Below are 14,423 nucleotides of genomic sequence, written 5' to 3' on the forward strand. Positions count from 1 at the left end.
GACGGGCAGTGCGCCACGGTCAGTGCGCCGCGGACTCCCAGTTCCGGCCGACGCCGACCGACACGTCGAGCGGCACGCTCAGCTCGGCGGCACCGCCCATGCGGGTCCGGAGGATCTCCTCGACGCGCTCCTGCTCGCCCGGCGCGACCTCGAGGATGAGTTCGTCGTGCACCTGCAGCAGCAGCCGGGAGCCGAGGTCGCCGTCGCGCAGGTCCGCGTCGACCCCGAGCATCGCGATCTTCATGATGTCCGCCGCAGATCCCTGGATCGGCGCGTTCAGGGCGGCACGCTCGGCGTTCTCGCGAAGCACCCGGTTCGGGCTCTTCAGGTCCGGGAACGGTCGGCGACGGCCGAAGATCGTCTCGGTGTACCCGTCCTCGCGCGCCTGCTCGACCACGTTCCGGAGGTAGTCCCGTACGGCGCCGAAGCGGGCGAAGTACTCCGTCATGAGCGTGCGGGCCTCGCTCTGCTCGATGCGGAGCTGCTTCGACAGCCCGAACGCGCTGAGACCGTACGCCAGGCCGTAGGACATCGCCTTGACCTTGGTGCGCATCTCGGGGCTGACGTCGGACGGTTCGACGCCGAAGACGCGGGCGCCGACGAACCGGTGCAGGTCCTCGCCCTCGTTGAACGCCTGGATCAGGCCGGCGTCCCCGGACAGGTGCGCCATGATCCGCATCTCGATCTGCGAGTAGTCGGCCGTGAGCAGTGTCGTGTACGGCTCGGCGACGGCGAACGCGGACCGGATGCGGCGCCCGACGGCGGTCTTCACCGGGATGTTCTGCAGGTTCGGGTCCGTGGAGGAGACCCGTCCGGTGCTCGTGCCGGTCTGCTCGTACCGGGTGTGGATGCGACCGTCGACGACCGCGGCGTCGAGGGTGTCGACGATCTGCCGGAGCTTCGTGGCGTCGCGGTGCTGCAGCAGCAGTCCGAGGAACGGGTGCGGGTGCTGCTCCTGCAGGTCGGCCAGGCTCGCGGCGTCCGTGGAGAACCCGGTCTTCGTCTTCCGGGTCTTCGGCATCGCGAGCTCGGTGAACAGGACCTCCTGCAGCTGCTTCGGCGACCCGAGGTTGACCTCGTGCCCGATCTCCGCGAAGGCCTGCTGCGCGAGGTCGGCGGCGCGCTCCCCCCCAGCTCGTGGGAGAGCCCGGTGAGCACCGGCCGGTCGATCCCGACACCGGTGGTCTCCATCCGCGCGAGCACCGCCGTCAGCGGGAGCTCGATGTCGTCGAGCACCGTCAGCGAGCTCGGGTCGATGCGGGCACGCAGGGCCGTGGTGACGCGGAGCACGTACCAGGCGTGCACGCCGACGTTGACCGGCTCCGTCTCGGGGACGAGCTGGTTCGGGTCGGCGGTCGGCAGCTCCTCGCCCAGTTCCTGGTACACGAGGTCCGCGAGGGGCTGCCCCTGCTTGCCGGGGTTCGCGAGCCAACCGGTGATGCGGGCGTCCCCTGCGACGCCCGCGACCGTGAACCCCGCGGTCCCGAGCGCCTTGATCGCGGCCTTCGCGTCGTGGAAGTGCTTCGGGGCGTCCGAGGCGAACCACGTGGCCAACTGCTCGTAGTCGAGCGCCCCGCTGCCGCCCGGCACGAGGACGGCGTCGTCGTGGGTGGCGATGCCGATCGCGCTCAGACGACCGTCGATGACCTCGACCGCGACGCCGTACCCGTTCTCGGCGTCCGCGGCGTCCTTCCGCTCGAGCCAGTGACCGAGTTCCTCGTCGATGAGGGTCTTCACCGGCGGCGGCGTGGGACCGGCGTCCTCGACGGTACCGTCGGTGGTGACGGCGTCGGCCGCGTCCCCGCCGCCCACCACCTTGAAGACGCGGTCGAGCAGCGTGCGGAACTGCAGGGTCGCGAACAGCTCGCGGACCGCGGCTTCGTCGAGCGGTCGGAGGGCGACGTCGGCGGGACCGACCGGCAACTCGACGTCGGTGACGAGCCGGTTCAGCTTCCGGTCCCGGATCGCCCGGTCCTTCTGCTCGCGCAGGTTGTTGCCGACGACGCCCTTGATCTCGTCGGCGTGCTCGAGCACGCCGTCGAGCGACCCGTACTGGGTGATCCACTTGACGGCGGTCTTCTCGCCGACCTTGTCGATGCCGATCAGGTTGTCGCTCGTCTCACCGACGAGGGCGGCGATGTCCGGGTACTGGTGCGGCTCGATGCCGTAGCGCTCGTACACCTTGTCGCGGTCGTAGCGGGTGAGCTCGGAGACCCCGCGCACGGACGGGTACAGCAGCGTGACGTCGTCGTTCACGAGCTGGATCGAGTCGCGGTCGCCGGACACGACGTACACCTGGAACCCCTGGTCGGCGCCCTGCTTCGAGAGGGTCGCGAGGATGTCGTCGGCCTCGAAGTCCTCCTTCGTGACGGTGGTGATGCCCATCGCCTCGAGCGCCTGCTGCAGGAGGGGGGATCTGGCCCTTGAACTCCGCGGGGGGTCTCGGAGCGCGTGCCCTTGTAGTCCTCGTACTCCCGTGTGCGGAACGAGAACCGGGAGATGTCGAACGCGACCGCCAGGTGCGTCGGCTTCTCGCGCTGGAGGAGCATGAGCAGCATCGAGATGAAGCCGTGGATGGCGTTCGTGTGCTGCCCCTCGCGGTTCACGAAACTGTCGACCGGGAGGGCGTAGAACGCCCGGAACGCGAGCGAGTGGCCGTCGATGACCATGAGGGTAGGCTTTGCGGAGTCCGACACCCGGACAGCCTACCGACGGCCCCCGACGGCCGGCCCCGGGCCGGCTCCGAGGACGGCGGGCAGGACCACCGCCCGAGGAGCACGCATGACCGACGCGACCACCACCACCGGCTCCCCCCGAGGGCCTCGCCGAGTACGCCGACCGCGGCATGGGCGAACTCGCGGAGAAGATGGGCATGGTGTTCACCGAGCTCTCCGCCGAGCGTGCCGTCGCGAGCATCCCCGTCGAGGGCAACCGCCAGCCGGTCGGGCTCCTGCACGGTGGCGCGTACGTCGTCCTCGCAGAGAGCCTCGGCTCGATGGCGGCGAACATCCACGCCGGCCCGGGTCGGTACGCCATGGGCATCGAGCTGAGCGCCTCGCACTCCCGCAGCGCGACGAGCGGCCGTGTGACCGGCACGTGCACCGCGATCCACCTCGGCGGCACCCTCACGACGCACGAGATCGTCCTCACCGACGACGAGGGCCGTCGTTGCTCGACGGTGCGCATCACGAACATCATCCGCGACGCTCGCTGACCCCCGCGGTCGGTCAGCCCTCGGGCGGCGCCTGGAGCAGCAGTCGGGCGTCCCCGAACCCGAGCCGCCGGTACAGCGTCTCGCCGGCGACGCTCGAGTGCACCGTCGTCCGCTCCGCCCCGACCTCCTCGGCGAGGTCGAGTGCCGCACGGACCAGCCGCTGCGCGACACCGCGGCCCCTGGCCTCGGGTGCGACGTACACCGTCTGCACGTCCGCGGTGCACCGCTCCGGGCGGTCCGGGGTCGGTGGTCGGGCGACGATCGCGAGCCAGGCCATGCCGACGACGACCCCGTCGAGCTCGGCGACCACGCACCGGTGCGTCTCCGGGTGCGCGAGCGCGAAGGCCGCCATGGCCTCGCGGAACGCCTCGGGCGTCCCGGCCGGGGCCGTGCCGTCCTCGTCCACCCGCCACCGCCACCGCAGGTCGGCCACCGTCGCCATGTCCTCCGACCGGGAGGCCCGGATCACCACGTCGTCCATGTGCCCAGCCTGCCAGCTGGTGGCGCCGGAACGAGGACCGCACGACGCCGGACGCACGGAAGGCGCCGTCCGCTCCGGACGGCGCCTTCCGTGGGGTGGCTGGTGGGACTACTTCTTGGCGCTGAGCTGCTCGATGATCGCCTTGGCGACGTCGTGCATCGTGAGCCGGCGGTCCATGGACGCCTTCTGGATCCAGCGGAACGCCTCGGGCTCGGTGAGGCCCATCTTCTCGTTGAGCAGGCCCTTGGCGCGGTCGACGAGCTTGCGGGTCTCGAAGCGCTCGACGAGGTCCGCGACCTCGGCCTCGAGCGTGATGATCTGCTGGTACCGCGAGAGGGCGATCTCGATCGCGGGGAGCAGGTCGTTCGGGGTGAAGGGCTTCACCACGTAGGCCAGCGCGCCGGCCTCGGTCGCACGCTCGACGAGTTCCTTCTGGCTGAACGCCGTGAGCAGGACGACCGGGGCGATGTGGTTCTTCGACAGCTTCTCGGCCGCGGAGATGCCGTCGAGCTGCGGCATCTTGACGTCCATGATCACGAGGTCGGGACGCAGGTCGGTGGCGAGCTGCACCGCGGTCTCGCCGTCTCCGGCCTCACCGACCACGTCGAACCCGTTGTCGCGGAGGATCTCGACGATGTCGAGACGGATGAGCGACTCGTCCTCGGCGACGACGACGCGACGGGGTGCGGCTGCGGTTGCTTCTGTGTCACTCACGACGAAGAGCCTACTAGACGCGCGATCGGACGGCGGCATCCGGACGCGATCCCCAGCGGGTCCGATCGGGCACCTGACGGAACCGGCCGAGCGGACCGAGTACGAGTGGCGGGACTCGAACCCGCACGCCAGAGGCAGAGCATTTTGAGTGCCCCGTGTCTACCATTCCACCACACTCGCGAGCGGAGCCAGCGTAGCAGCCACCGCGACGACGCCCCGCCCGGACCGACGCCCTCCCCGCACGGTACGGTCGGAGGTCCGGCAGTCCAGTCAGGAGGAGCCACGGTGGATTCACGCGCCGTCCGCACGTTCCGGGCGTTCGTCATCGTCACCGGCGCCGTCGCGATCGTCGCCGGCATCGTCGCCGTCGTGTGGCCGCGGCCGACACTGGTGCTCGTCGCGCTGCTCTTCGGGGTGTACCTCGTCGTCTCCGGGGCCATGCGGGTCTTCGCGGCCGCGCGGGGACACGGCACGTCGACCGTCTGGCGCTGGACCTCCGGCGTCGTCGGGTCCCTCGTCGGGGTCGCCGGACTCGTCACGCTCGTCGACCCCGCGGTACCGCTCGTCGTCTACGCGGTCCTGGCCGGGGTCGGGTTCCTCGTCGAGGGCGTCGCGGCGCTCGTCGGTGCCCTCGTCGGGCACCCCGGTTCCTCCCGGGTGCCGTCCGTCGTGAGCGGGCTGCTGTCGCTGCTCTGCGGCGTCGCGGTGCTGCTCGCCCCGACGCTCGCCCTCGAGGTCTTCACCGTCCTGGCCGGCATCGCCCTCGTCGGCGTCGGCAGCGCGGCGCTGCTCCTCCTGCCCGCGCGCGCCTCCGCCCGGCGCTGAACCGGATCGACGCAGCCCGGCGGCGGGGCTGCGTCAGGCCGACCCGGTCCCGAAGAGCAGACCGAGGACGTACGTCACGGCGGCGGCGCCGAAGCCGATCCCCAGCTGTCGGAGCGCCCGCCGGAGCGGCGACGCTCCGCTGAGCACACCGACCACGGCACCGGTGCCGAGCAGCGCGAGGCCGACGAGCGCCGAGGCCACCCCGATCGCGGCCCAGCCGTCGAGCCCGACCAGGTACGGCAGGACCGGGATGACCGCACCGGAGGCGAAGAAGCAGAAGCTGGAGAGCGCAGCGCTCGTGCCGGTGCCGACCGCCTCGTGCTCGTCGGCCCCCCCTCCGTGCCGACCGGGCGGGGCAGCGCAGAGCGGCTCCGCACCACCGGCACCCCGCCGGTCGCGGGGCCGGCCAGCAGGGCGGCGAGGACCTCGTCGGCGTGGGCTGCGGCCTCGTCCTCGGACATCCCGCGCGCCCGGTAGACCAGCGCGAGCTCGTTGGCGTCCACGTCGAGGTCGGCGACCGCGCGCTGTGCTTCGGGATGCGGGGTCGATGCGTCGAGGAGCTCCCGCTGTGACCGGACGGACACGTACTCCCCCCGCCCCCATGGACAGCGCGCCGGCCAGCAGGCCCGCGATGCCGCTGAGCAGGACGAAGTGCCGGTCCGCCCCGGAGGCGCTCACACCGATGATGAGCGCGAGGTTCGACACCAGTCCGTCGTTGGCGCCGAACACCGCCGCGCGGAAGGTGCCGGACAGGCGCATCCGCCCGCGGTTCGCCAGCCCGCGGACGACTTCGCCGTGGATCCGCTCGTCGGCCGCCATCTGCGCGGTCGCGTCGGCGTCGTCCGCGTACGGCGAGCGGTCCTCCGCGCGCTGCATGAGCGCGAGCACGAAGACCGAACCGAACCGCGCCGCCAGCGCGGCGAGCACCCGGGTACGGAGGCTCCCCCCGCAGCGGTCGTCCGACGTCGTCCCCGAGCAGGTCGCGCCAGTGCTGCTCGTGACGCCCCCTCGGCCTCGGCCAGGGCGACGAGGATCTCGCGCTCCTCGCCGGTGCGTCGCGAGGCGAGGTTCCGGTAGACGGCCGCCTCGGCACGCTCGTCGGCGAGGTACCGGCGCCACCGCTGCACGTCGGCGCGGGACCGGGACGCGGTGTCGGTCCGGAGGCTCGGATCACCCATGCGACGCTCCTCGCGTACTCGTGCCGGTCGGTGTGGACGGGACCACGGTACCCGCGTGCGGACCGCGCCCGACGGGTGTCGTGCCTCCCGGCCGGGACGGCGGAGGCCGCCACCCTGGTGGGTGACGGCCTTCCGGGTCGTGTCGGTCACGGACCGACGCGACCGTGCTCAGTCGCGGACGTAGGCGGGTGCCGCCTCGGCGTGCGCGTCGCCCACCCGGTGCACGCGCAGGTCGTTCGTCGAGCCCTCGAGTCCGGGAGGCGAGCCGGCCGTGACGATGACCCGGTCGCCGGGGACGGCGAGGCCGTTGCCGATGAGGACGTCGTCCACCTGGGAGAAGAGCTCGTCGGTGTGGGTCTTCCGGTCCACCAGGTAGGACCGCACGCCCCACGTCATCGCCAGACGACGACGCGTCGTCTCGTTCGGGGTGAAGGCGATGATCGGCAGCCCGTGGCGCAGGCGGGACATGCGGCGGGCCGAGTCACCGGACTCGGTGAACACGCAGAGGTACGACGCCTCGGTGAACTCCGCGATCTCGACCGCTGCGAGGGTGATCGCGCCACCGAGCGTGCGGGGCTTCGTGCCGAGCGGGGCGATGCGCTCGAGGCCGTGGTCCTCCGTCGACTCGACGATGCGGGCCATCGTGCGCACGGTCTCCACCGGGTACTCACCGACGCTCGTCTCACCGGAGAGCATGACGGCGTCGGCACCGTCGAGGACGGCGTTCGCGACGTCGGACGTCTCGGCGCGTGTCGGGATCGGGGACGAGATCATCGACTCGAGCATCTGGGTCGCGACGATGACCGGCTTGGCCATGCGGCGGGACAGCTCGACCGCGCGCTTCTGCACGATCGGGACGGCCTCCAACGGGAGCTCGACGCCGAGGTCACCACGGGCGACCATGATCGAGTCGAACGCGTCGATGATCTCCTCGAGCGCGTCGACGGCCTGCGGCTTCTCGACCTTGGCGATCACCGGGAGGCGCTTGCCCTCCTCGTCCATGATCTGGTGCGCACGCTCGACGTCGGCGGCGTTGCGGACGAACGAGAGCGCGATGAGGTCCGCGCCCATGCGGATGCCCCAACGGAGGTCGGCTTCGTCCTTCTCGCTCAGCGCGGGCACGTTCACCGCGACACCGGGCAGGTTGATGCCCTTGTTGTTCGAGACGGTGCCGGCGACGACGACCTCCGTGCGGACGCGCACGCCGTCGGTGTCGAGGACGCGGAGGCGCACACGGCCGTCGTCGATGAGCAGCGGGTCGCCCGGCTTGACGTCCTGCGGCAGCCCCTTGAACGTGGTCCCGCAGACGTCCTTCGTGCCCGGCACGTCCTCCGTCGTGATCGTGAAGACGTCGCCGACGGCGAGCTCGTGCGGGCCGTCGGCGAACTTCGCCAGACGGATCTTCGGGCCCTGCAGGTCGACGAGGATCGCGACGGGCTTGCCCAGCTCCTCGGCGGCGCGACGCACGTTCTCGTAGTTGACCTCGTGCACGCTGTAGTCACCGTGGCTGAGGTTCAGGCGGGCGACGTCGACCCCGGCCTGGATGATCTGCTTGACGACCTCGTAGTCGGAGGTGGCAGGTCCGAGCGTCGAAACGATCTTTGCGCGTCTCAATGGATTCCTTCGTGTGGTGGAGGTGGCTTCGCGGAACGACGAGAGGCCACCAGCACCCTATCGAGTGCCGGTGGCCTCCCGTCTACGAGGTGGGGACCATCAGACCGAGATCGCCCGGTCCGTCGCCTTGACCGGAGCCGGCAGGATCGTCGACCCCTCGAGGTACTCGTCGACCTTCGCCGCGGCGGCACGCCCCTCGGCGATCGCCCAGACGATCAGGGACTGCCCACGACCGGCGTCGCCGGCGACGAACACGCCCGGCTCGTTCGTGGTGTAGTCCGCCTGGCGGGACACCGCGCCCGACACGGTGGTCGGGAGCCCCAGCTGCGGCTCGATCGTGTCGGTCTCCGGACCGGTGAAGCCCATCGCGATGAGCACGAGGTCCGCGGGGATCTCACGCTCGGTGCCGGCCTTCGGGACACGGCGGCCGTCGACGTACTCGGTCTCGGCGACGCGGAGCGCACGGACCTCGCCGGCCTCGTTCGCCAGGAACTCGACCGTGGTGGCCAGGAACATGCGCTCCCCGCCCTCCTCGTGCGCGCTCGTGACCTCGAACACCGTGGCGAACATCGGCCACGGCTGGTCCGACGGGCGCTCCAGCGGCGGCTGCTTGCCGATCGCCAGGTTCGTCACGCTGAGCGCACCCTGGCGGTGGGCGGTGCCGATGCAGTCCGCGCCGGTGTCACCGCCGCCGATGACGACGACGTGCTTGCCCTCGGCCGTGACCTGGTTGTCGACCACGGTGCCCGCGTTCGCCTTGTTCTGCTGGACGAGGTAGTCCATGGCGAAGTGCACGCCGGCGAGGTCACGACCCGGGATCGGGAGGTCGCGCGGCACGGTCGCCCCGGTGGCGACCACGACCGCGTCGTACCGCGACTTCAGGTCGTCCCAGGTGATGTCCCGGCCGATCTCGACACCGGCACGGAAGCGGGTGCCCTCGGCCTGCATCTGCGCGAGGCGGGCGTCGATCTGCCGCTTCTCCATCTTGAAGTCCGGGATGCCGTAGCGGAGCAGACCACCGATGCGGTCGTCCCGCTCGTACACGGCGACCGTGTGCCCGGCGCGGGTCAGCTGCTGCGCGGCGGCGAGCCCTGCGGGACCGGAACCGACGACCGCGACGGTCTTGCCGGTGAGGCGCTCCGGCGGGTGCGGCGTGACCCATCCGTTCTGGTACGCCTCGTCGATGATCGAGACCTCGACCTGCTTGATCGTCACCGGCGGCTGGTTGATGCCGAGCACGCAGGACGCCTCGCATGGAGCCGGGCACAGTCGCCCCGTGAACTCCGGGAAGTTGTTCGTCGCGTGCAGACGCTCGATGGCCTGGCGACCCTCGCCGCGCCACGTGAGGTCGTTCCACTCCGGGATGAGGTTGCCGAGCGGGCAGCCCTGGTGGCAGAACGGCACGCCGCAGTCCATGCAGCGCCCGGCCTGTCGCTTGAGCGCGCCGGACTCCTGCTGCTCGTAGACCTCTTTCCAGTCCATGAGCCGCAGCGGGACGGGACGGCGGGCCGGCAGTTCACGTTCCTGGACCTTCAGGAACCCCTTGGGGTCAGCCACGGGTCACCTCCTGGGTGAGGGTGCGGGTCGAGCGGGAGTGGAGGCGGGTGCGCGCGTGGTCAGCCACCGGTGACCTCCAGGATGCGGTTCCAGACGACGGTGCCGTCCGGGTCGAGGCCCTCGTCGACGGCCTGCTGACGCGTCTGGAGCACCGCCGCGTAGTCACGCGGGAGCACCTTGACGAACTCGGACAGGTCGCCCGAGTCGAGCAGCCCGGCGGCGATCGTCGAGCCGGTCTCGTCGGCGTGCCGGCGGAGCAGGTCGGTGACGATCGCGACGTCGGCGCTGTCGAGCGGTTCCAGGCGGAGCTCACCGGACGTGAGCGCATCGGTGTTGACGAGCTCGCGACGGAGTCCGCGGACGTAGGCCGTGCCTCCCGACATGCCCGCGCCGAGGTTCCGGCCGGTCTCGCCCAGGATGAGCGCGAGCCCGCCGGTCATGTACTCGAGTGCGTGGTCACCCACGCCCTCGACGACCGCGGTGGCACCGGAGTTGCGGACCAGGAAGCGCTCCCCCCACGATGCCGCGGATGAACATGCTGCCCTGGGTCGCGCCGTAGCCGATGACGTTGCCGGCGATGACGTTCTCCGACGGGTCGAAGCCCGCGTCCGCCGCCGGGCGGACGACGATCTCGCCACCGGACAGCCCCTTGCCGACGTAGTCGTTGCTGTCGCCCACGAGCCGCAGGGTGATGCCGGCCGGCAGGAACGCGCCGAGCGACTGACCCGCGGAACCGCGGAGGGTGATGTCGATCGAACCGGTCGGCAGGCCGTTCTCCCCGTGCCGGAGCGTCACCTCGTGGCCGAGCATCGTCCCGACCGCGCGTTCCGTGTTGCGGATCGGCAGGTCGAGCGTCAGCGTGCCGCCGTGCTCGAGCACGTCGGACGCCTCGGCGATGAGCCGGTTGTCGAAGTGCTGCTCGAGCTCGTGGTCCTGCGCGCGGCGCCGGGTGCGCGGCTCGTCCGCCCCGAAGTCCGGCCCCTTGAGGACGGGTTCGAGGTCGAGTCCGGACGCCTTCCAGTGCGCAACCGCACGGTCCACGTCGAGCACGTCGGCGCGTCCGATGGCCTCGTCGAGGCTGCGGAACCCGAGCTCGGCGAGCAGTTCGCGCACCTCTTGCGCGATGAACTCGAAGAAGTTCACGACGAACTCGGGCTTGCCCGAGAACCGCGCCCGGAGCTCCGGGTTCTGGGTGGCGACGCCCACCGGGCAGGTGTCGAGGTGGCAGACGCGCATCATGATGCAGCCCTCGACGATGAGCGGCGCCGTCGCGAAGCCGTACTCCTCGGCACCGAGCAGGGCCGCCACGAGCACGTCGCGCCCGGTCTTCATCTGGCCGTCGACCTGCACCGTGACACGGTCGCGCATGCCGTTGAGCATGAGCGTCTGCTGGGTCTCGGCCAGACCGATCTCCCACGGGGTACCCGCGTGCTTGAGCGAGTTGAGCGGGCTCGCGCCGGTGCCGCCGTCGTGACCCGAGACGAGCACGACGTCGGCCAGTGCCTTCGTCACGCCCGCTGCGACCGCGCCGATGCCGGACTGGCTGACGAGCTTGACGTGCACGCGGGCCGAGGGGTTGGCGCGCTTGACGTCGAAGATCAGCTGCTTGAGGTCCTCGATCGAGTAGATGTCGTGGTGCGGCGGCGGCGAGATGAGGCCGACGCCCGCCGTGGCGTGCCGCGTCCGGGCCACCCACGGGTAGACCTTCTGCGGCGGCAGCTGCCCGCCCTCGCCGGGCTTCGCGCCCTGCGCCATCTTGAGCTGGATGTCGGTGGCGTGGGTCAGGTACATGCTCGTCACGCCGAACCGGCCGGACGCGACCTGCTTGATGGCGCTGCGCCGCTCGGGGTCGAGCAGACGCTCGACGTCCTCGCCGCCCTCGCCCGTGTTCGAGCGACCGCCGAGGCGGTTCATGGCGATCGCGAGCGTCTCGTGTGCTTCCTGCGAGATCGACCCGTACGACATCGCGCCGGTGTTGAACCGCTTGACGATCTCCGCGATCGGCTCGACCTCGTCGAGCGGTACGGGCTTGCGCGTGCCGTGCGAGAACCCGAACAGGCCGCGCAGCGTCACGAGCTGCTCGGACTGGTCGTCGACGGCCTTCGAGTACTCGCGGAACACGTCGTACCGGCGGGCTCGCGTGGCGTGCTGCAGCCGGAAGACGGTGTCCGGGTTGAAGAGGTGCGGCGGGCCCTCACGGCGCCACTGGTACTCGCCGCCGGTCTGCAGTCGCTCGTGCGAGAGCACGGCGCCGTCCTGCGGATACGCCTGGGCGTGTCGCTCAGCGTTCTCCGCGGCGATCACGTCGACGTCGACTCCACCGAGGATCGACGACGTGCCGGTGAAGTACCGGTCGACGACCTCCTGGCTGAGACCGACCGCCTCGAACGCCTGGGCGCCGGCGTAGCTCGACACCGTCGAGATGCCCATCTTCGACATGATCTTCAGGACGCCCTTGCCGAGCGCCTTGATCACGTTCTTGACGGCCTGCTCCGGCGTGAGCCCGGTGATCATGCCCGAGCGCACGAGGTTCTCGCACGTCTCCATCGCCAGGTACGGGTTGATCGCGGACGCGCCGTAGCCGATGAGCGTCGCGACGTGGTGCACCTCGCGGACGTCGCCGGCCTCGACGATCAGACCGACCTTCATGCGCTGCTCGGTGCGGATGAGGTGGTGGTGCACGGCGGCGAGCAGCAGCAGGCTCGGGATCGGCGCGTACTCGGCGTTGCCGTCACGGTCCGACAGGACGATGAACTGCTTGCCGGACTCGATCGCCGCGTCGACCTCGTCGCACACGGCGGTGATGCGCTGCTCCATGGCCGTCTCGCCGGCGTCCACGCGGTAGAGCCCGCGGATCGTCACGGTGAGGTGCCGCCCGGACGCCGTCTCGAAGTGCTGGATCTTCGCGAGCTCGTCGTTGTCGATCACCGGGAAGTCGAGCACGATCTGCTTCGCGTGCTCGGGCCCGGCGGTGAGCAGGTTGCGCTCCGGCCCGAGGCCGAGCCCCATCGAGGTGATGACCTGCTCGCGGATCGAGTCGAGCGGCGGGTTCGTCACCTGGGCGAACTGCTGCGTGAAGTAGTCGAACAGCAGTCGCGGACGCTGCGACAGGACCGCGATCGGGGTGTCGGAGCCCATCGCGCCGAGCGGCTCGGCCCCGGTCTGCGCCATCGGGCGGAGCAGGATCCGGACCTCTTCCTCGGTGTACCCGAAGGCGCGCTGCCGCCGGGTGACCGAGGCCGGGGTGTGCACGATGTGCTCGCGCTCGGGCAGGTCGGCCAGGTTGATGCGACCGGACTCGAGCCACTCGGACCAGGGTCCGGACGCGGCGAGCTCGCGCTTGACCTCGTCGTCCTCGATGATCCGGCCGTTCTCGGTGTCGACGAGGAACATCCGGCCCGGGCGCAGACGGCCCTTGCGGACCACCTTCGACGCGGGCACGTCGATGACGCCCGTCTCGCTGCCCATCACGATGAGCCCGTCGTCGGTCACCAGGAAGCGTCCGGGACGCAGGCCGTTGCGGTCGAGCGTGGCGCCGACGAGCGTGCCGTCGGTGAACGTGATCGCGGCGGGGCCGTCCCACGGCTCCATGAGCATCGAGTGGTACTCGTAGAAGGCGCGGAGTTCGGGGTCCATGTCGACCTGGTTCTCCCAGGCCTCCGGCACCATCATCGACATCGCGTGCGGGAGGGACCGACCGGTCAGGGTGAGGAGTTCGAGCACCTCGTCGAACGACGCGGAGTCGCTCGCACCCGGGCTCACGATCGGCAGCAGCGGTGCCATGTCGCCGAGGAGCTCGCTCTCGAGCTGCGACTGGCGGGCCCGCATCCAGTTCCGGTTGCCGCGCACGGTGTTGATCTCACCGTTGTGGGCGAGGGAGCGGAACGGCTGCGCGAGCGGCCACGACGGGAAGGTGTTCGTCGAGTAGCGCGAGTGCACGATCGCCAGACGCGACGCGAAGCGCTCGTCGCTGAGGTCGGGGTAGAACGGCTCGAGCTGGAGCGTCGTGACCATGCCCTTGTAGACCATGGTGCGGCTCGACAGCGACATGAAGTAGAGCTCGCTGTCCTGCTCCGCACGCTTCCGGAGTCGGAACGCCTGGCGGTCGAGCTCGATGCCGGAACGCGGCGCGCCGTGCTCGTCCGTGTGCGTGGACACGACGAAGACCTGCTCGAAGGCGGGCATCGCCGCACGCGCCAGGGTGCCGAGGACCTCGGGCCGGACCGGCACCTCACGCCAGCCGAGCACGCGGAGCCCCTCGTCCGCCGCGAGTGCCTCGACGGTCGCCTTCACGGTGGCGCGGGCGTCGACGTCGAGCGGCAGGTAGGCGGTGCCGACCGCGTACTGGCCGGCGTCCGGCAGGGCGAACGGCGCGACCTCGCGGAAGAACGCGTCCGGGACCTGACAGAGGATGCCCGCGCCGTCACCGGTGCCGGCGTCCGAGCCCACGGCACCGCGGTGCTCGAGGTTCCGGAGCGCGCCGAGCGCGGCGTCGACGATGTCGTGCCCGGGCGTCCCGCGGAGCGTCGCGACCATCGCGAGACCACAGGCGTCCTTCTCGTTCGCCGGGTCGTACATCCCGGCGGCGTCGGGGACCGCCGAGAAACGTCGGTGCGGCGAGCGGAGCCCGGTCCGGGACGACGAGTCCGTCGCGCCGTTCGGGACTGCAGAGGGCTGAGATGGCAGGAGCGCCATGGGGAACCGTCCTCACGAGGAAGTGGAACAGGGACAGCGGTGGCCCGGTGGTGCGTTCCGCCCGAGCGGGCGGGACTGGTGCCCGTGCTCGCCGCCAGGAGGTGTCCGGGCGGCGTGCGAGGAGTGGGGCCCGCTTGTGGCGGAC

At 71.0% G+C, this 14,423-nt stretch carries 6 protein-coding genes, 1 tRNA gene and 3 pseudogenes; 2 read left to right on the forward strand and 8 right to left on the reverse strand.

Annotated features, from left to right (window positions below):
• Positions 1 to 19: 19 nt before the first annotated feature.
• Positions 20 to 2,696: pseudogene (gene polA, locus DEJ15_RS11425) on the reverse strand (DNA polymerase I).
• A 149-nt stretch (positions 2,697 to 2,845) separates the two neighbouring features.
• On the opposite strand from polA, the gene DEJ15_RS11430 reads away from it, so the two are divergent.
• Positions 2,846 to 3,214, forward strand: a complete 369-nt coding sequence (locus DEJ15_RS11430; protein ID WP_284175011.1) for a PaaI family thioesterase — start codon at positions 2,846 to 2,848, stop codon at positions 3,212 to 3,214.
• Positions 3,215 to 3,227: 13 nt separating this feature from the next.
• Here DEJ15_RS11430 and DEJ15_RS11435 read toward each other — a convergent pair whose 3' ends face one another.
• The 3 genes from DEJ15_RS11435 to DEJ15_RS11445 form a co-directional block, all read right to left on the reverse strand.
• Positions 3,228 to 3,695: a GNAT family N-acetyltransferase gene (locus tag DEJ15_RS11435; RefSeq protein WP_110825039.1), complete on the reverse strand. Its 468-nt coding sequence runs from the start codon at positions 3,693 to 3,695 to the stop codon at positions 3,228 to 3,230.
• A gap of 108 nt (positions 3,696 to 3,803) precedes the next feature.
• Positions 3,804 to 4,409, reverse strand: a complete 606-nt coding sequence (locus DEJ15_RS11440; RefSeq protein WP_110825040.1) for an ANTAR domain-containing response regulator — start codon at positions 4,407 to 4,409, stop codon at positions 3,804 to 3,806.
• 100 nt (positions 4,410 to 4,509) lie between these two features.
• Positions 4,510 to 4,589, reverse strand: a tRNA-Leu gene (locus DEJ15_RS11445).
• 105 nt (positions 4,590 to 4,694) lie between these two features.
• Between DEJ15_RS11445 and DEJ15_RS11450 the strand changes: the two genes are divergently transcribed.
• A complete protein-coding gene (locus DEJ15_RS11450) occupies positions 4,695 to 5,234 on the forward strand; it encodes an HdeD family acid-resistance protein (RefSeq protein WP_181419531.1) in 540 nt (179 codons plus the stop codon).
• Positions 5,235 to 5,267: 33 nt separating this feature from the next.
• On the opposite strand, the pseudogene DEJ15_RS11455 reads toward DEJ15_RS11450, so the two are convergent.
• From DEJ15_RS11455 to gltB, 4 genes and pseudogenes are all read right to left on the reverse strand, one after another.
• A pseudogene (locus tag DEJ15_RS11455) lies at positions 5,268 to 6,412 on the reverse strand (VIT1/CCC1 transporter family protein).
• Positions 6,413 to 6,580: 168 nt separating this feature from the next.
• Positions 6,581 to 8,026, reverse strand: coding sequence for a pyruvate kinase (pyk, locus tag DEJ15_RS11460; RefSeq protein ID WP_110825043.1), 1,446 nt, complete (start codon positions 8,024 to 8,026; stop codon positions 6,581 to 6,583).
• Positions 8,027 to 8,125: 99 nt separating this feature from the next.
• On the reverse strand, positions 8,126 to 9,583 hold the full coding sequence (locus DEJ15_RS11465; protein WP_110825044.1) for a glutamate synthase subunit beta: 1,458 nt from the start codon (positions 9,581 to 9,583) through the stop codon (positions 8,126 to 8,128).
• A gap of 59 nt (positions 9,584 to 9,642) precedes the next feature.
• Positions 9,643 to 14,161, reverse strand: a pseudogene (gltB, locus tag DEJ15_RS11470) (glutamate synthase large subunit).
• Positions 14,162 to 14,423 lie beyond the last annotated feature (262 nt).

Source organism: Curtobacterium sp. MCJR17_043 (assembly GCF_003224315.2).
Lineage (GTDB): Bacteria > Actinomycetota > Actinomycetes > Actinomycetales > Microbacteriaceae > Curtobacterium.

Excerpts from the sequence above, each read along its gene's own strand:
- DEJ15_RS11430 (WP_284175011.1), top strand. The coding sequence starts at position 2,846 with ATGGGCGAACTCGCGGAGAAGATGGGCATGGTGTTCACCGAGCTCTCC.
- DEJ15_RS11435 (WP_110825039.1), bottom strand. The coding sequence starts at position 3,695 with ATGGACGACGTGGTGATCCGGGCCTCCCGGTCGGAGGACATGGCGACG.